This is a genomic window from Streptomyces sp. NPDC051041 (genome assembly GCF_044456065.1).
Lineage (GTDB): Bacteria > Actinomycetota > Actinomycetes > Streptomycetales > Streptomycetaceae > Streptomyces > Streptomyces glaucus.
This window is the reverse complement of the sequence record NZ_JBITFM010000005.1, coordinates 268,967-286,406: the sequence shown is the minus strand read 5'-3', so window position 1 is coordinate 286,406 and position 17,440 is coordinate 268,967. Positions and strand designations below refer to the sequence as shown.

The window sequence follows — 17,440 nt, the reverse complement described above, 5'->3', positions numbered from 1 at the left end:
CGCGGAGGCGCGCACGGGGCCGGGAACCCGTGGCGGTCGGCCCCGCGGGGAGCCTTCCCGCGGGGCGGACCGGGCGGAACCGCCCCGCGGGAAAGACCGGGCGGAACCGTCCCGCATGCGGATCGGTGAGCTGGCCGAGGCGACCGGCACGACGCCCCGCGCCCTGCGCCACTACGAGCAGGCGGGGCTGATCGTCTCCGAGCGCGCCGCGAACGGCTACCGGCTCTACGCCCCCCGTACGGCCGTCCGCGTCCGCAACATCCGGCTCCTGCTGGACACGGGGCTCACCCTGGACGACGTACGGGTGTTCCTGTCCTGCCTGGACGGCGACGTCACCGCGGCGCCCGCCTCCGACCGGGCGCTGGAGGTCGCCGCCGAGCGGCTGGCCGTGATGGACGCGCGGATCGCCGCCCAGCTGGCGGTCCGCGACCGGCTGGCGGCGGCCCTGCGCCGGGCCCGCCGCTCCCGCCCGGACCTTCAGGCGCGCCAGGATCCCGGGCCCCGGCAGGCCGCCGAGGCCCGCGTGCGGCCGGTGGCCTGACGCACCCGCGCCCGGGCCCGGCTCACGACCCCAGGACCGACGTCAGGAACTCCCCGGCCCAGGCGAGCAGTTCCCGCCCGACCACCGGCTTGCCGCCCACCTTCGCCGTCTTCGGGCGCGGCACCAGCACCTGGTGCGCCGACGGCTTGACGACGGTCCCGGGGTACAGCCGCTTGACCCTGAGCTCCTGCGACTCGCGCAGGTCCACCGGCGCGAAGCGGACGTTGGCGCCCTGCAGGACGATCTCGCCGACGCCGCACGCGCGCGCCAGCATCCGCAGGCCCGCGACCAGCAGCAGGTTCTCCACCGGCTCGGGCAGCTTGCCGTAGCGGTCGACGAGCTCCTCGCGTACGGCCTTGATGTCCTCCTCGCTGTTGGCGGAGGCGATGGCGCGGTACGCCTGGAGCCGCAGCCGCTCGCCGGGGGCGTAGTCGTGCGGGACGTGCGCGTCGACGGGGAGCTCGATCTTGACCTCCAGCGGCGCCTCCTCCTCGATCTCGCCCGTCTCCAGCTGGCGCCGGTAGTCGGCGACGGCCTCGCCGACCATCCGCACGTACAGGTCGAAGCCGACGCCCGCGATGTGGCCGGACTGCTCGCCGCCGAGCAGGTTGCCCGCGCCGCGGATCTCCAGGTCCTTCATCGCGACGTACATGCCCGCGCCCATCTCCGTGTGCTGGGCGATGGTGGCCAGGCGCTCGTGGGCGGTCTCCGTCAGCGGCTTCTCCGGCGGGTAGAGGAAGTAGGCGTAGCCGCGCTCGCGGCCCCGGCCCACCCGGCCGCGCAGCTGGTGCAGCTGTGACAGGCCGAAGGTGTCGCCGCGCTCGACGATCAGGGTGTTGGCGTTGGAGATGTCGATGCCGGACTCGACGATCGTCGTCGACACCAGCACGTCGAACTTCTTCTCCCAGAAGTCGACGACGACCTTCTCCAGCGCCGCCTCCGACATCTGGCCGTGGGCGGTGGCGATGCGCGCCTCGGGCACGATCTGCCGCAGCCGGGCCGCCGCCCGGTCGATGGACTCGACCCGGTTGTGGATGTAGAAGACCTGGCCCTCGCGCAGCAGCTCGCGGCGGATCGCCGCGCCGATCTGCTTCTCCTCGTACGGGCCGACGAAGGTGAGCACCGGGTGGCGCTCCTCCGGCGGGGTGGTGATCGTGGACATCTCGCGGATGCCGGTGACCGCCATCTCCAGGGTGCGCGGGATCGGCGTCGCGGACATGGTCAGCACGTCGACGTTGGCCCGCAGCTTCTTCAGCTGCTCCTTGTGCTCGACGCCGAAGCGCTGCTCCTCGTCGACGATGACCAGGCCCAGGTCCTTGAACTTGGTCTCGGAGGAGAACAGGCGGTGGGTGCCGATGACGACGTCCACCGTGCCCTCGCGCAGCCCCTCCAGCACCGCCTTGGCCTCGGTGTCGGTCTGGAAGCGGGACAGCGCCTTCACGGTCACCGGGAACTGCGCGTACCGCTCGGAGAACGTGCCGAAGTGCTGCTGCACCAGCAGCGTCGTCGGCACGAGCACGGCCACCTGCTTGCCGTCCTGCACGGCCTTGAAGGCGGCCCGCACCGCGATCTCGGTCTTGCCGTAGCCGACGTCGCCGCAGATCAGGCGGTCCATCGGGACCGACTTCTCCATGTCCTCCTTGACCTCGGCGATCGTGGTGAGCTGGTCGGGGGTCTCCGCGTAGGGGAAGGCGTCCTCCAGCTCGCGCTGCCAGGGCGTGTCGGGGGAGAAGGCGTGGCCGGGCGCCGCCATGCGCGCGCTGTACAGCTTGATCAGGTCGGCGGCGATCTCCTTGACCGCTTTCTTCGCGCGGGCCTTGGTCTTGGTCCAGTCGGCGCCGCCCAGCCGGTGCAGGGTGGGGGCCTCGCCGCCGACGTACTTGGTGATCTGCTCCAGCTGGTCGGTGGGGATGTAGAGGCGGTCGCCGGGCTGGCCGCGCTTGGCGGGGGCGTACTCCACGACCAGGTACTCGCGGGTCGCGCCCTGCACGGTGCGCTGCACCATCTCGATGTAGCGGCCCACGCCGTGCTGCTCGTGGACGATGTGGTCGCCCGGCTCCAGGGTGAGCGGGTCGATGGTCTTGCGGCGCCGGGCCGGCATCCGGGCGCCGTCCCGGCCGGCGGCCTTCTGGCCGGACAGGTCGGTCTCGGTGAGCACGGCGATCTTGAGCACCGGGTCGACGAAGCCGTGGTCGATGCAGCCGCAGGCGACGTGCACGACGGACGGGGAGATCTCGCCGAGGTCCGTGTCCAGGCGGGCCGCGACGCCCTCGCCGCCGAGCACCTCGACCGTGCGGGCGGCCGGGCCGTGGCCCTCGGTGACGAAGACCGTGCGCCAGCCGTCGGCGAGCCAGCCCTTGGTGTCGGCCAGCGCGCGGGCGGTGTCGCCGCGGTAGGCCTCCGGCGCGCGCATGCCGAGCTTGAGCGTGTCGGCCTCCTCCAGGGCGTCGGCGGCGAACGGCGACACCGACCACCACATCATGTCCAGCTCGCGGGCCCGGTCCCGGACGTCCGCGAGGGACCACAGGGAGGCCGCGCCGACGTCGATGGGCGCCTCGCCGCCGCCCGCGGTGGCCGCCCAGGAGGCCTGGAGGAACTCCTGGCTGGTGGCCACGAGGTCGGCGGCCCGCGTCCGCACCCGCTCCGGGTCGCACACGACGGCCATGGAACCCTGGGGCAGCACGTCGAGCAGCAGCTCCATCTCGTCGACGAGGACGGGCGCCAGGGACTCCATGCCCTCCACCGCGATCCCCTCGGCGATCTTGCCGAGCAGCTCGCCCAGCTCGGGGTGGTCCTCGGCGAGCGCACGCGCGCGGGCGCGGACGTCCCCGGTGAGCAGCAGCTCGCGGCAGGGCGGTGCCCACAGGCCGTGCTCGGCGACCTCCAGGGAGCGCTGGTCGGCGACCTTGAAGTAGCGGATCTCCTCGACGTCGTCGCCCCAGAACTCGATGCGCAGGGGGTGTTCCTCGGTGGGCGGGAAGACGTCCAGGATGCCGCCGCGCACGGCGAACTCGCCGCGCTTCTCGACCAGCTCCACACGCGTGTACGCGGCGGCGGCGAGGGCGTTCACCACGTCGTTCAGGTCGGCGCTCTGGCCGGTCCGCAGGGAGACCGGTTCCAGGTCGCCGAGCCCCTTGACCTGCGGCTGCAGCACGGACCGCACGGGTGCGACGACGACGGAGACCGGGCCGGTCTCGGGGTCGTCGGCGCTGGGGTGGGCCAGGCGGCGCAGCACGGCCAGGCGGCGGCCGACGGTGTCGCTGCGGGGGCTGAGGCGCTCGTGCGGGAGGGTCTCCCAGGAGGGGTACTCCACGACCCCCTCCGGGGGCAGCAGGGAGCGCAGGGCGGCGGCCAGGTCCTCCGCCTCGCGTCCCGTCGCCGTCACCGCCAGCACGGGGCGGCCGGTCTCCCGGGCGAGGGCCGCGACCGTGAAGGGGCGGGCCGCCGGGGGGCCGACCAGGTCGACGTGCATGCGGTTGCCGTCCGCGGCGGCCTTGACCGCTTCCGCGAGGGCGGCGTCCTTGACGACGGCGTCGAGCAGACCGTGCAGGCTCATGGGGGGCGGCTTTCGTCCGGGGGTGGGCAACACGACGGGCCCGACGCGTGCGACGGGCCGGGGGTCTCCAGCGTACGACGGTGTGACGCCGTGCACGGGGGACTGTGGACAACGCCGGTTTCCCCGGTGGCTGGTGAGGTGCCGTGACCGGCGCGGTTCCGGGACCGGCGGGGCGTCGTGACCGGCGCGGTGGCACGGCCGCGGCGGAATCCCGTGGCCGGCGCGGCGGCCGGCGCCGCAGGGCTCCGCCTCCCGGGGACCCGCCGCCCCGGACGCCGGCGGCCCGGTGCCGGGAAGCCCCTGCGGCTTCCCGGCACCGGGCCGGGCCGGCCCCCGTGGGGCGGCTACTCCGTGGCGATCGCGTTCAGCACGTTCATCCGCCCCGCGCGGAACGCCGGGATCAGGGCCGCGAACAGGCCCACGAAGGCCGAGGCGACGAAGACGCCGGTGATCGTCGGCCAGGGGATGTCGAGGACGTTCAGGCCCTCCAGGGCGAGCAGCTGCTGCGCGGTGGCGCCCCAGGCCATGCCCAGGCCGAGGCCCAGCAGGGCGCCGAAGAGGGCGATGACGACGGACTCCATGCGGATCATGCGGCGCAGCTGGCGGCGGGAGAGGCCGATCGCGCGCAGCAGGCCGATCTCCCGGGTCCGCTCGACCACCGACAGGGCCAGGGTGTTCACCACGCCGAGCACCGCGACGACGATCGCGAGGGCGAGCAGGCCGTAGACCATGTTCAGCAACTGGCCGATCTGGTCCTTCAGGGCTTCCTTGTAGTCGGTCTGGTCGCGGACGGTGTACTGCGGGTAGTCGTCCAGCGCGGCCTTCAGGTCCCGGTACGCGGCGTCCTGCCGTCCTTCCTCCGCCGAGGCGAAGAGCAGCACGTCCAGCGGCATCCTCTCGGCCGGCACGTACTCGGCGACCGTGGCGATCGAGGCGTACATCGCGCCCTTGTCGATCACCACGTCGTCGCTGGTGATCGCGCGGACGGTGAGCGTGGCGGTGCCGCCGTCCCGGAAGTCGACCTTCACCTCGGAGCCGACGGTCAGTCCGTGTTCCTCGGCGAAGCCCTCGAAGACGGACATCGAGTCCGGGCGGTAGGCGTCGGCGAGGTCGCCCGCGACGGTCTCGGTGCGCAGGTCCTCGGCGTACGTCGGGTCGGCCGCGTTGATCGTCTCGCCCTTCGAGGTCTTCCCGTCGGGCGTGGTCAGGTCGGCGTCGAGCACCTTGTACTCGGTGACCCGCTCCAGGCCCGGCGTGTTCCTGGCCGCCTCGACGGCCTGCGGAGTGATCAGCTGGCCGCTGTCGGACTGAACGATGAAGTCGGTGCCGACCGATTTGTCGAGCTGGTCCGTGGCCGAGGCGACCATCGAGGAGCCGACCACCGACAGGCAGGCCACCAGCGCCAGGCCGATCATCAGGGCCGCTCCGGTGGCGCCGGTGCGGCGCGGGTTGCGCAGCGCGTTGCGCTCGGCCATGCGGCCCACGGGGCCGAAGACCCGCAGCAGGACCGCGCCGAGGACCCGGACCACGCCGCTCGCCAGCACCGGGCCGACGACGACGAAGCCGAGCAGGGACAGCACCACGCCCAGGCCCAGCCACAGGGAGCCGTCCGCGGCCTTGTCCGCGGCCCCCGCCAGGTACAGGGCGCCGGCGCCGGCGCCGGTGAGGACCAGGCCGACGGCGCCCCGCACCCGGCCGGCCCTGCCGTCCGCCGGGGTCCCGGCGTCGCGCAGCGCGGCCATCGGGGAGATCCTCCCGGCCCGCCGCGCGGGCAGGTAGGCGGCCAGCACGGTGACGACGACGCCCAGGACCAGGCCGGTCACCGGGGTCGTCCAGGCGATGGTGAGGTCGTCCGTGGACAGCTCCATGCCCATCAGGCCCATGAGGTTCATCAGCCCGACCGCGAGCCCGACGCCCGCGCCGACGCCGAGCACCGAGCCGACGACGCCGAGCAGCAGCGCCTCGGCCAGCACCGAGCGGTTGACCTGCTTGCGGGAGGAGCCGATGGCCCGCATCAGGCCGATCTCGCGGGTGCGCTGGGCGACCAGCATGGAGAAGGTGTTGACGATCAGGAAGATGCCGACGAGGAAGGCGATCCCGGCGAAGCCGAGCATCGCGTACTTCATGACGCTCATGAAGTCCTCGACGCCCTTCCGGTTGGCCTCCGCGGTCTCCTCGGCGGTCTGCACCTTGTAGCCGCCGCCGAGTTCGGCCAGGACGTTCTTCTTCAGCTGCGCGTCGCTGACGCCGGCCGCGGCGGTGACGTTGACGTTGGTGTAGACGCCGCTGCCGCCGACCAGGGTCCGCTGCGCGGTCCCCGTGTCCAGGTAGAAGACCGCCGCGCCGGGGTTGGTGACGGTGAACTCGGCGATGCCGGAGATCTTCGCCTTGTGCGTGCCGACGACGCTGATCACGCCGATCTCGTCGCCGAGCTCCAGGCCGTGCTTGTCGGCGGTGTCGGCGTCGACCATGATCTGGTCCGGACCCTCGGGCGCCGCGCCGGAGGTGATCTCCATGGTGCGGGCGTCGTTGCCGTTCCAGCTGCCGACGACGGTCGGGCCGCCGTTGGTGGGCGAGAGGCTGTCCCGGTCGCCGTCGACGACGGTCACCGAGGTGGAGAACACCGTGCCCTCGGCCGACTTCACCCCGTCCGCCCCGCGCACCTCGTCGAGCACGGAGGCCGGCATCACCGGCGGCTTGCCGTCGTCGGAGGTCGTCTCCCCCGTGTCGGAGGCGCCCTTGGCGCTCACCGTGACGTCCGACGAGGTGGCCGCGAACAGCTTGTCGAACGTGGTGCTCATCGTGTCGGTGAACACCAGCGTGCCGCACACGAACGCCACCGACAGCAGCACCGCCACCGCCGACAGCGCCATGCGGCCCTTGTGCGCGAGGAAGTTGCGCATCGAGGTCTTCAGCACGGTCATGACGTGCGCCCCCGCGCGTCGAAGTCCTTCATGCGGTCCAGGACCTGATCGGCCGTCGGCTGGTGCATCTCGTCGACGATGCGGCCGTCGGCGAGGTACAGCACGCGGTCGGCGTAGGAGGCGGCGACCGGGTCGTGGGTGACCATGACGATCGTCTGGCCCAGCTCGTCGACCGAGCGGCGCAGGAAGCCCAGCACCTCGGCGCCCGCGCGGGAGTCGAGGTTGCCGGTCGGCTCGTCCCCGAAGATGATCTCGGGCCGGGCGGCGAGCGCCCGCGCCACCGCGACCCGCTGCTGCTGGCCGCCCGACAGCTGCGTCGGCCGGTGCTTGAGCCGCCCGGCGAGACCGACCGTCTCCACCACCCGCTCCAGCCACTGCCGGTCGGGCTTGCGGCCCGCTATGTCCATGGGCAGCGTGATGTTCTCCAGCGCGTTCAGCGTCGGCAGCAGGTTGAACGCCTGGAAGATGAACCCGATCCGGTCCCGGCGCAGCCGGGTGAGCTTCTTGTCCTTCAGCCCGGTGATCTCGGTCTCGTCGAGGTAGATCTTCCCCGACGTCACGGTGTCGAGCCCGGCCAGGCAGTGCATCAGGGTGGACTTGCCGGACCCCGAGGGCCCCATGATCGCGGTGAACCGGCCCCGGTCGATGTCCACGTCGACGTGGTCGAGGGCGACGACCCGGGTCTCCCCGGCCCCGTACGCCTTCACGACCTGCCGGGCCCGCGCGGCAACGGCCGTACGCCCTCCCGTGCCCCCGTGCCTGGTGATGGTCACGGCCGATGTCATGGCATGTCTCCTATGTCGGTCGTCAAGTCGGTCGCCGGCGCCCGGCGTCGGATCAGCCGTGTTCGGCGGCGCCTGAAGAAGCGGGACGAAGAGCGGTGCGTCCCCGAGTCTGGCCGTCGCCGGGGGTCCGGCGCGCTGGTGCCCGGCGCACTCTTGTGCCGGGGGAAAACCCCACCCCATCGGTACGGTCCACCGCCCCCGCCGGTGTGAAGCCAGACTAAGGACGCCCCCGTCCCCCGCTCGTCCTCCGCCGGTACGAACCCTCCCCGAGCCGTGGTGCGGAGGAACCCCTAGGGGCGGTACACCCTTCGGCGGAGCGCCTCTCGGGGTCGGCCTCCTCCTCCGGTCGCACCCGGCCCCGCCCTCCCGCCGCGCCGGGCTCCAGTGGGAAGCTGTGCGCGGCAGACAGGTGTACGGGGAAACCAGGGGCCCGCGACGGGTCCGAGGAGGAGGGGATCCGGGTGGGCGGCACCAGACCCGCGCTGCACGACACCGCGCGCCCCGCCACGGCCGGCCGGCGCGGCGCCGTCGTCGCCGCCCTGATGCTGGCGATGGCGCTGGCGGCGCTGGACTCCACCGTCGTCTCCACCGCCGTCCCGCAGATCGTCGGCGACCTCGGCGGCTTCTCCGTCTTCTCCTGGCTGTTCTCCGGCTACCTGCTGGCCGTCACCGTCACCCTCCCCGTCTACGGCAAGCTCTCCGACACCTTCGGCCGCAAACCGGTGCTGATCGCGGGCGCCGCCCTCTTCCTCCTCGGCTCCCTGCTGTGCGCGCTCGCCTGGAACATGGCCGCGCTCATCGCCTTCCGCGTCGTGCAGGGCCTGGGCGGCGGCGCCCTGCAGGGCACGGTGCAGACGCTCGCCGCCGACCTGTACCCGCTGAAGGAGCGCCCGAAGATCCAGGCGAAGCTGTCCACGGTGTGGGCGGTGTCCGCGGTCGCCGGCCCGGGCCTGGGCGGAGTGCTCGCCGCGTACGCCGACTGGCGCTGGATCTTCCTGGTCAACCTGCCGGTCGGGGCTCTCGCCCTGTGGCTGATCGCCCGGTACCTGCACGAGCCGCAGCGGGAGGAGACCGGCCCGCGCCCGCGCATCGACTGGGCGGGCGCGCTCGCGGTCTTCGCCTGCGGCGGCGTGCTGCTCACCGCCCTGGTGCAGGGCGGGGTGGCGTGGCCGTGGCTGTCGGCGCCCTCCCTCGCCCTGTTCGGCGCGGGACTCCTGCTGGCGGGCGTCGTGGCCGTGGTGGAGCGCCGGGCGGCGGAGCCGATCATCCCGGGGTGGGTGTGGCGGCGCCGCACGATCGCCGCGGTGAACCTCGCCCTGGGCGCGCTGGGCCTGCTGATGGTGGCCCCGACGGTGTTCCTGCCCACCTACGCCCAGGCGGTGCTGGGCCTGGCCCCCGTGGCCGCCGGGTTCGTGCTGTCCGTCTGGACGCTCAGCTGGCCGGTGTCGGCGGCGCTGAGCCAGCACGTGTACCGCAGGATCGGCTTCCGCGACACGGCCGTGCTGGGCATCGGCGCGGCCGCGCTGATCCTGTGCGCGTTCCCCTTCCTGCCCTACCCGGGCGAGGCCTGGCAGCCGGCCCTGCTGATGCTGCTGCTCGGCGCCGCCCTCGGCCTGTTCCAGCTCCCGCTGATCGTCGCCGTCCAGTCGACGGTGGTCTGGTCCGAGCGCGGCACGGCGACCGCGTCCGTCCTCTTCTGCCGCCAGACCGGCCAGACGGTCGGGGCCGCGCTGTTCGGCGCCGTCGCCAACGGGGTGCTGGCGGCGCGGCTGGGCGGCGCGGGCGACCTCGACGCGGTGACGCGGGCGCTGGACGCGGGCACCGCGTCCGAGACCACCCGGCGGGCCGTCGCCGACGCCGTGCACGCGGTCTACCTGGGCGCGGCCGGCGCGGCGGTGCTGGCCTTCGCGGTGCTGCTGGCGCTGGCGCCGCGGAGGTTCCCGGTGCCGGCGGCGGACTGAGGCGGTCCCGGAGCCCACCTCCTCCACCGCCGTCGCCCGCCTCACCGGCGACGGCCGCCCCGGCATCCGCCACCGGCGCGTGCTCCGGCCCCCCGCCACCGCACCCGCACCGGCCGACCGTGCGCGCTGCGCGGCGGGCCGCCCGCCGCGCCGACCCCGGTGCCGGTCCCGGCTCGGCCCGGCCGCCGGCTCCCCCGGCGCCGCCTTCCACCGGTCCCCGCGCGCCAGGACCGGCCCGTCCCCTCCGCTCGGCCGGGCCGGGCCCGGGCGCCGCACGGAGGGACGGACGACGCACCGGGCCCCGGCCGGCGGCGCCGGCCGGGGCCCGGCCCACGGTGTGCGTCAGCGACGGCGCCGCCTCACAGCAGACCGTCCCACATCTGCTCCAGCAGCACCGACCACCAGCTCTCCGGCGACCCGAGCGCCGCCGGGTCCAGCGCGGCCAGCTGGGCCTGGAAGTCGACGGTCCAGCGGCCCGCCTGCTCCTGGTTCAGCCCGTACCTCAGGCGCCACATCCGGCCGAGCAGCGCCAGGCAGCGCGCGAACTCCGGCAACCCGGTGTTCACGAACTGCGGCGGTACGGGCGCCCCGCCCGGTCCCGCCTCCACCGGCACGGCGACGATGTTCGCGGTGCCGTACTGCACGCAGATCGCCTTGCCGAAGTCGCTGCCCACCACCAGGTACGAGCCCGCGTCCGGGGCCGGCTGCACCCCGCGCTCGGCCGCCAGCTCCGCCAGCGTCGGCACCGGCCGCCCCGGCTGGGCCTGCGCCCAGAAGAACGGGCCCATGTCCAGCGGCAGCCCCGCCACCACCAGCGTGTGCGCCACGACCGGCGGCACGCCCTGCCGGTCCACCGCGGCCTGCTCGAACCGGAAGATCCCCGGCCCGAACGCCGCCCCCAGCTCCTGGGCGACGCCCTCCGGCGGAACCGGCGGCGCGGGCGGCACCGGCGGCAGCGGCGCGCGCACCGGCGCCGGCCGCGCCGGACCGTCCGCCACCTGGTGCAGCTCGCCCTGGTGGGCGAGGAGCTGCTGCATGCCCTGGCGCCGGCTCGCGTGGTCCGTGCCGTACGGCGCGATGGACGTGATCCGCGCCTGCGGCCACTGCTCCCGGATCATCCGGGCGCAGTACGCGCCCGGCAGCTCGCACGACTCCAGCTCCGTGTGCAGCTCCAGCACCTGGTCCGGCGGCACGTTCATCGCCCGCAGCTCGTGGAAGATCTGCCACTCCGGGTGCGGCATGCCCGGCGCCGAACGCCGGATCAGCTGCTGCTCGGACCCGTCCTGCGCCCGGTAGCGCAGCACGGCCTGATAGCCGGGGCCGACGGTCGGCCGCCCGGCGGGCTGCTGCGGATACCCGTACGCCGGCGGCTGCCCGGGCACGGGCGCGCCCGGCGGCGGCACGGCACCGGGCGGCACGCCGGGAGCTCCCGGCGGAGGCGGCGTACGGGGCGCGCCCGGCGGCTGCGGCGGCGGGGGCACACCGGGGCCGCCGGCCGGGGGCGCGGCCAGCACCGTCTCGGCGTGGTGCACGGCACCGGGGGCGCCGGGCGGCTGCGGCGCACCCGGCACGCTCGACCCGCCCGCGGGCTGCGGCGCACCCGGCGCGCTCGACCCGCCCGGCGGCTGCGGCGCACCGGACGTCCCCGGAGCTCCCGGCGCGCCGGGAGCAGCCGGCGGCTGCGGCGCGCCCGCCCCGCCCGTCCCCTCCGGGCCGTCGGCTCCCAGCGCCGACACGAGCTGCGTCGGCACGTACCCGCCCGCCGGCGTCCCCGGCGCACCCGGGCCGGAGGGCGCGGACGTGCCGCCGGGACGCGTCCCCGGAGACGGCGGAGGCGGCGCCGCCTCGCCGGTCGCGGCGTCGGCGACGTCCCCGGCGCTCGGCGCGTCCGGCCGCCCCGGCACCCGCGGAGCACCCGGCGGCGTACCGGGCCCCTGCGGATACCCGTACCCGGGCGGCGGCGTGCTCCCCCGCGGCGCACCCGCCGCGGGGGCCGTGCCGCCCGGCGCGGGGGCCGCCCCCGGCAACGGCGGCGCGCCCGGACCGCCGACCGCCGGCGCGACCGCCGTCGGCGGGAGCCGGCTGCCGCCCTCCAGCAACGCCGTCCCGGCGTCCGGCGACGCCGCGGGCGGCGCCCCGTCGTCGGCGTCGCTCAGCGGCGGCGCGAACACCGTCTCGGGCAGCGGCACGGAACGCTCCTCGCCGGCGTCCGCGGTCGTGTCCGTCCCGGCCCACGGCGTCGCCCCGGCGGGCACCCCCGCGCCCGCGCCGGAGCCGTCCGCGTCACCGCCCCCGGCGGCCGGCCACGCCACGCCGCCGCCGGGCGCGGCGGGCGCCCCCGGCGCCACGGCGCCGGAACCGGCGGCGGCCTCCTCGGCCCCCGCCCCGGAGTCCCCGCCCGGGCCGTCGCCCCGCCGGTCCGGGATCCCCAGCCGGTCCGCCGCCTCCTGCAGCCACTCCGGCGGACTCAGCAGGAACGACGTCTGGTTCAGATCCACCCGCGCCGCGGGCGCCGGCGCCGGGGAGTCCACGGCGTCCGGGCGGCCGTACTCCTCCTCGTAGCGGCGGATCACCTCGCCCACCGGCAGCGCGGGCCACAGCGTCGCCTCACCGCTGTCCCGCGCGATCACCAGCCGCTGCGCGCCCCCGTCCGAACGCGGCCCGTCCGCCCGGTCCTCCGCCCAGACCACGAACCCCAGCTCGAACTCCCGCACCCGCACCTCGCGGTGCTGGTACGCCGGCACGTCCCCGTTGATCCACTCCTCCGCGCGCTCCTGCGCCTGCGCGAACGTCACCATCGCCAGCTCACTCCCCCACGGAAGAGACGGGAACGGCACGCGCGAACCCGCCGTCCACCATCAGATTCGCCACGGTCTCCAACTCCGGCGGAGACCCCGCCAGCCGCGACAGGAACGCGTCGAAGTCGTCCCCGCACGGCAGCAGCAGCCGCTCCACCCGCTCCGCCGGCGACCACGACGGATCCACGTCACGCGCGTCGTCGTACGCGCAGAACCACACCGAACCCACCCGGTCGCCCTTCACCTTCACGGCCAGCAACCCGCCCTGGAGGAACGCGACCCCGAGGTAGTCCTTCGTCAGATGGTCCCGCAGGCACTTGTTGACGTACACCAGGTCGTTGACCGCCGCCTCCTCCCGCACCGTGAAGAACGGCTGGTCCACCAGCAGCCCCAGCTCCGCGTCCAGCGCCGTCCCCACCGGCGCGCACCCGCCCGCCGCCTTCAGGAACGACCGGTACGCGCCCGGCAGCCGGTACCCCAGGTCCTCCTCGACCCCCTGCACCTGCTGCTCCGTCACCGCGACCCCCGACTTCGGCAGCCCGAAGTGCGCCGGACGGGTCTCCTGCAACGGCCGCGTCCCCCGCTTGCCCTGGTCCACGTTCGCCGTCGCGAGCCCGCCGTGGTGCCGCAGCAGCGCCTTCACCTCGACCGGCACCAGCTCCAGCCGCCGCGTCCCCGCCACGTGGTGCCACGTCCAGCCGTGCGGCGTCGCCACCGCCGGCACCGTGTCCCACAACTCGTGCCCGGACGCCGCCAGCGCCGCGTTCGCCGACACGTAGTCCGTCAGCCGCAACTCGTCGACCCCGAACCCCTCCGGCGGCTCGGCGATCTCCGCCGCCGCCCGCGCGTACGGGGAGAAGTCGGGGTAGCCGCGCTCGTCCACCCGCACCCCCCTCGGGTGACGGGCCGCCCGGACCGGATCCGGGAAATGCACGACCTGCCCGGCGTAGGCCGCGTTCGGCGGCGCGGCGTGTCCCTGGGCCCGGCGGCCGGGAGGTGCCCCCAGCCCGAGCCGACCTGTCGTCATGGCGGTTGCCCCCTGCGGCATTCAGTACGACCCGCAGGACCACCTCTGGCACCCTGCGGACCGCAGCGACTGTCACCTCTGTCCTCACCACGCGCCGACCACACGGATCACCGCATGGATCGCGGTGCCGACAGCCTATGCGGTACGCCGACACCGGTCACCGGCACCGGCCCCACCCCCCGCCACCGCCGTGACCAGCCGTCACCCCACCGTGACAGCCCGCCCGAACCCGGGCGTGTCGCCCCGCCCCAGCTTCCACACCGGCTGCGGCATTTGGCAGTCTGTGACCGCCGGGGGGACGCTCGGGAGGGGATGATGATCATGAACGCGACGCACACGGGACCACGGACCAGCAGGCCGGGCGACCCCCGGAACGGCGACCCCCGCATCGGCTGGAGCGCCACCGGCACCCCCGCCCCGCCCACCCTCCGTCACCGCCGCGACGGCATCCTGCCCACCATCGCCGCCGCCCTCTCCGTCCGCGGCACCACCCTCACCGGCACCGCCGCCCGCGGCGACACGCCCCCCGCCCTCCACCCCCTCGTGCAGGACTTCCTCGACACCCTCACCAGCGACCAGCGCGACCGCTTCACCGGCCGCTGCGCCGAGACCATCCTCATCTCCCGCCACATCGCCGCCGCCGACGCCGCCCGCAGCAAACGCGCCTCCCGCAAGCCCATGACCAACGGCGAAGCCCGCAAAGCCCTCAAGCACGCCAAACTCACCGCCCGCCGCATCCGCGAGGACGGCGACCCCCTGCACGGCAGCTTCGCCGCCCCCTGCCGCGCCTGCACCGCCCTCAGCGCGCACTTCGGCGTCCGCATCGTCGACCCCACCGCCGACTGACCCCGGACCGCCCCGAACCGCCCGGAACACCCCACGACCACCGACGATCGAAGGGCAGATGCACACCGACCGCTCCCCCTCCCCCAAGCCCGCGGCCCCGTTCGGGCAGGGAGCACTCCCGCCCCGCTTCCCCGTCCCCGTCGACGCCGCCCTGCGCGCCGCCGGCTGGCGCCCCGGACGCTGGGACATCGAACAGGCCGAGATCTGGGCCGACACCCTGCGCGGCCACACCTCCCCCGCCGGACACCGCCACACCGTCTTCCCCGCCGCCGTCGAGGCCTGGGCCGAATTCGGCGGCCTGCGCCTCACCCCCACCGGACCCGGCCGCCAGGTCGCCCCCGCCACCCTCCACCTCGACCCCCTGCACGGCCTCCACCTGGCCCGCACCCTCGGCGACCTCGGCCGCGCCCTCGACACCGAGGTCTGCCCCCTCGGCGCCGAGACCGACACCCGGGCCCTGATCGCCATCGACACCCAGGGCCGCGTCTACGCCCTCGACCACACCGGCGACTGGTACCTCGGCCCCGACATCGACCACGCCCTCACCACCCTCGTCTCCGGCATACAGCCCACCCGCCTCACCACCGGATGACACCGGGCCGCCGCACCCCGACGGTCCCGACGGCACCCCGACGGCACTACGACGCCGGAATCACCGCCGACACCCGGAACCCCCCCGCGTCCGTGGGCCCCGACACGAACACCCCGCCCAGCGCGACCACCCGCTCCCGCATCCCCACCAGACCGTTCCCCCCGGACGGCAACCGCGCCGACGACGCCGACGCCCCCTTCGGCGGCGGCTCGTTCTCCACCTGCATCGCGATCTCCGACCCCCGATGCGCCAGCCGCACACGCGTCCTCGCCCCCGCCGCGTGCTTGTGGACGTTCGTCAGCGCCTCCTGCACCACCCGGTACGCCGTCTGCTCCACCTCCGGCGCATACGCCCGCGCCTCCCCCTCGACCGACAGATCGACGACCATCCCCGCCGCCGCCGACTGCCCGACCAGCTCACCGATCTCGTCCAGGCACGGCCCCTCCGCCGCACCCCCGCCCGCGTCCCCGGCTACCCGCGAAGCCGCCGCGGCCGCCGCCGCCCCCACCGCGGCCAGCGGCACCACCGGCCGCTCCCGCCGCCCGTCCCCACCGCTGCGCAGCACCCCGAGCATCTCCCGCAGCTCGGTCAGCGCCTGCCGCCCCATGTCCCCCACCAGCGCGGCGTTCCGCACGGCCTTCTCCGGATCCTTCCGGGCCACGGCCTGAAGAGCGGCGGCATGCACCACCATCAGGCTCACCCGGTGCGCGACGACGTCGTGCATCTCCCGCGCGATCCGCGTCCGCTCCTCGTTCCGCGCCCACTCCGCGCGCTCCTCCGCCCGCTCGGCGAGCAGCTGCAGCTCCCGCTCCAGACTGTCCGCCCGCTCCCGCAGACTCTCCATCAGCCGCCGCCGCGCCCCCACGTACAGCCCCAGCAGCACCGGCGGCGCGGTCAGCCCCAGCGAGATCGTGAGCGCGGCGAACGGCACGAACCAGTCCCCGAGCGTCGGCTCCCCCCGCGCCAGGTCCTGCCGCACCCGCACGAACGTCACGATCGCCGTCCCGACCAGCGACATCCCCGCGAGCGAGGCGATGATCCGGCGCGGCACCTCACACGCGGCCAGCGTGTACAGACCGACGACACCCAGCAGAAACCCCATCCGCGCCGGAGTGATCGCGATCGCCACCAGCACCACGGCCACCGGCCACTTGCGCCGCACCACCAGCACCGCCCCGGCCAGCAGCCCGAACACCACCCCCACCGCCGGCGGAATCCCCGCCTCCCGCGCGAACGGAATCCCCTCGAACGCACATTCCAACGCCGACACGGCCGCCAGCGACACGTCCAGCACCGCGCCGCGCCGCCTGTCCCACCACCACGGCCCGCCCCGGACCGCCACGTGGCCTTCCCCCGTCGTGGTCATGCCCCCAGCCTACGGGCGCCCCCGACGGCTTTTCCGTCGACTTTCCGGCATCACCGCACACCACACTCCGCGACCGGACGACAGCGATCCGCCCCGAAATCCCTCGAACTGCCGAATCGCACACCGTTCGCCCCCGGAACTCTCCATTCCGCCCGGACGGTATGCACATGGCACATGCGTCCGGCAAGTACGCCGACTTCGAAGGACTCCGGGAACGAGCGGTGGCCCTGCGCCGCGCGGGGCTCAGCCTCCGCCGGATCCGCGACGAACTGAAGATCCACAACAACGACCTCCTCCACCGGCTGGTGAAGGGGGAACCCCCACCGGAGTGGACGAAGCGGCCGCGCGCGAGGGACGACCTGCGCGAGCGGGCCCGGGAACTGCGGCTCCAGGGCTGGACGTACGACCGGATCCAGGCGGAACTGGGCTGCTCGAAGGGTTCGATCTCGCTGTGGGTACGGGACCTGCCGAAGCCGGACCGTCGCGATCCGGCGGAACAGGCGAAGTTGGCGGCGCGGAAGCGATGGGAGCACGAACTGGCCGTCCGGGAGCGGCAGCGACAGCGGACCAAGGCCGCCGCCGCCCAGGAGATCGGCGAACTCTCCGACCGCGACCTGTTCCTCACGGGGGTCGCCCTCTACTGGGCCGAAGGCACCAAGGACAAACCTCACGCCCGGCGCGAGCGCATCGCCTTCGTCAACAGCGACCCCGGCATGATCCGCCTCTTCCTGGCCTGGCTGGACCTGCTCGAGGTGGAGCGGGAGCGCGTCGCCTACCGCGTGATGATCCACGAGTCGGCCGACGCCGAGGCAGCCGAGCGCTACTGGGCAGGCGTGGTACGAGCGGATCGCAGCGCCTTCGGCAGAACGACCCTGAAGCGGCACAACCCCAGGACCGTGCGCAAGAACACCGGTGACGACTACCACGGATGCCTCGTGCTGACCGTGCGGCAGAGTGCCGAGCTGTACCGTCGCGTCGAGGGGTGGTGGTACGGCATAGTAGGGGCTGCCACCGCATCCGATCTACAGAATCGGACATAGCGGT

At 74.7% G+C, this 17,440-nt stretch carries 11 protein-coding genes; 5 read left to right on the top strand and 6 right to left on the bottom strand.

What is annotated here, in order from left to right:
* Positions 1-115: 115 nt before the first annotated feature.
* Complete coding sequence (locus tag ACIBAI_RS11975) at positions 116-541, top strand: MerR family transcriptional regulator (protein WP_399033301.1); 426 nt, start codon at positions 116-118, stop codon at positions 539-541.
* Positions 542-563: 22 nt separating this feature from the next.
* Here ACIBAI_RS11975 and mfd read toward each other — a convergent pair whose 3' ends face one another.
* The 3 genes from mfd to ACIBAI_RS11960 all read right to left on the bottom strand — a co-directional run bounded on the left by mfd (position 564) and on the right by ACIBAI_RS11960 (position 7,806).
* Positions 564-4,097 (bottom strand): transcription-repair coupling factor, encoded by a 3,534-nt coding sequence (gene mfd / locus ACIBAI_RS11970; protein WP_399033300.1) that lies wholly within the window; start codon positions 4,095-4,097, stop codon positions 564-566.
* A gap of 344 nt (positions 4,098-4,441) precedes the next feature.
* Positions 4,442-7,021: an ABC transporter permease gene (locus ACIBAI_RS11965; RefSeq protein ID WP_399033298.1), complete on the bottom strand. Its 2,580-nt coding sequence runs from the start codon at positions 7,019-7,021 to the stop codon at positions 4,442-4,444.
* Positions 7,018-7,806, bottom strand: a complete 789-nt coding sequence (locus tag ACIBAI_RS11960; protein ID WP_399033296.1) for an ABC transporter ATP-binding protein — start codon at positions 7,804-7,806, stop codon at positions 7,018-7,020. The genes ACIBAI_RS11965 and ACIBAI_RS11960 overlap by 4 nt, the downstream gene beginning before the upstream one ends.
* 461 nt (positions 7,807-8,267) lie before the next feature.
* Between ACIBAI_RS11960 and ACIBAI_RS11955 the strand changes: the two genes are divergently transcribed.
* Positions 8,268-9,767 (top strand): MFS transporter, encoded by a 1,500-nt coding sequence (locus tag ACIBAI_RS11955; protein WP_399033294.1) that lies wholly within the window; start codon positions 8,268-8,270, stop codon positions 9,765-9,767.
* Between the two features lie 359 nt (positions 9,768-10,126).
* On the opposite strand, the gene ACIBAI_RS11950 is transcribed toward ACIBAI_RS11955, so the two are convergent.
* Both ACIBAI_RS11950 and ACIBAI_RS11945 read right to left on the bottom strand, forming a co-directional pair.
* Complete coding sequence (locus ACIBAI_RS11950) at positions 10,127-12,565, bottom strand: SUKH-4 family immunity protein (RefSeq protein ID WP_399033293.1); 2,439 nt, start codon at positions 12,563-12,565, stop codon at positions 10,127-10,129.
* Positions 12,566-12,572: 7 nt separating this feature from the next.
* On the bottom strand, positions 12,573-13,592 hold the full coding sequence (locus ACIBAI_RS11945; RefSeq protein ID WP_399033291.1) for an SMI1/KNR4 family protein: 1,020 nt from the start codon (positions 13,590-13,592) through the stop codon (positions 12,573-12,575).
* 321 nt (positions 13,593-13,913) lie between these two features.
* Here ACIBAI_RS11945 and ACIBAI_RS11940 point away from each other — a divergent pair, with 321 nt between their 5' ends.
* Both ACIBAI_RS11940 and ACIBAI_RS11935 read left to right on the top strand, forming a co-directional pair.
* Positions 13,914-14,438: a YwqJ-related putative deaminase gene (locus ACIBAI_RS11940; protein WP_399033290.1), complete on the top strand. Its 525-nt coding sequence runs from the start codon at positions 13,914-13,916 to the stop codon at positions 14,436-14,438.
* A 58-nt stretch (positions 14,439-14,496) separates the two neighbouring features.
* Positions 14,497-15,030, top strand: a complete 534-nt coding sequence (locus tag ACIBAI_RS11935; protein ID WP_399033289.1) for an SUKH-3 domain-containing protein — start codon at positions 14,497-14,499, stop codon at positions 15,028-15,030.
* Between the two features lie 46 nt (positions 15,031-15,076).
* Here ACIBAI_RS11935 and ACIBAI_RS11930 read toward each other — a convergent pair whose 3' ends face one another.
* The gene (locus ACIBAI_RS11930; RefSeq protein WP_399033287.1) at positions 15,077-16,396 is read right to left on the bottom strand and encodes a sensor histidine kinase; all 1,320 of its coding nucleotides are present in this window, start codon (positions 16,394-16,396) and stop codon (positions 15,077-15,079) included.
* Positions 16,397-16,563: 167 nt separating this feature from the next.
* Between ACIBAI_RS11930 and ACIBAI_RS11925 the strand changes: the two genes are divergently transcribed.
* A complete protein-coding gene (locus tag ACIBAI_RS11925; protein WP_399033285.1) occupies positions 16,564-17,436 on the top strand; it encodes a hypothetical protein in 873 nt (290 codons plus the stop codon).
* Positions 17,437-17,440: the final 4 nt, after the last annotated feature.

What these genes read in the sequence shown, in the direction of transcription:
- ACIBAI_RS11975 (WP_399033301.1), top strand. Translation starts at nt 116, where the DNA reads ATGCGGATCGGTGAGCTGGCCGAGGCGACCGGCACGACGCCCCGCGCC.
- ACIBAI_RS11965 (WP_399033298.1), bottom strand. Translation starts at nt 7,021, where the DNA reads ATGACCGTGCTGAAGACCTCGATGCGCAACTTCCTCGCGCACAAGGGC.
- ACIBAI_RS11945 (WP_399033291.1), bottom strand. Translation starts at nt 13,592, where the DNA reads ATGACGACAGGTCGGCTCGGGCTGGGGGCACCTCCCGGCCGCCGGGCC.
- ACIBAI_RS11940 (WP_399033290.1), top strand. Translation starts at nt 13,914, where the DNA reads ATGAACGCGACGCACACGGGACCACGGACCAGCAGGCCGGGCGACCCC.
- mfd (WP_399033300.1), bottom strand. Translation starts at nt 4,097, where the DNA reads ATGAGCCTGCACGGTCTGCTCGACGCCGTCGTCAAGGACGCCGCCCTC.
- ACIBAI_RS11950 (WP_399033293.1), bottom strand. Translation starts at nt 12,565, where the DNA reads ATGGTGACGTTCGCGCAGGCGCAGGAGCGCGCGGAGGAGTGGATCAAC.
- ACIBAI_RS11930 (WP_399033287.1), bottom strand. Translation starts at nt 16,396, where the DNA reads ATGACCACGACGGGGGAAGGCCACGTGGCGGTCCGGGGCGGGCCGTGG.
- ACIBAI_RS11960 (WP_399033296.1), bottom strand. Translation starts at nt 7,806, where the DNA reads ATGACATCGGCCGTGACCATCACCAGGCACGGGGGCACGGGAGGGCGT.
- ACIBAI_RS11935 (WP_399033289.1), top strand. Translation starts at nt 14,497, where the DNA reads ATGCACACCGACCGCTCCCCCTCCCCCAAGCCCGCGGCCCCGTTCGGG.
- ACIBAI_RS11925 (WP_399033285.1), top strand. Translation starts at nt 16,564, where the DNA reads ATGGCACATGCGTCCGGCAAGTACGCCGACTTCGAAGGACTCCGGGAA.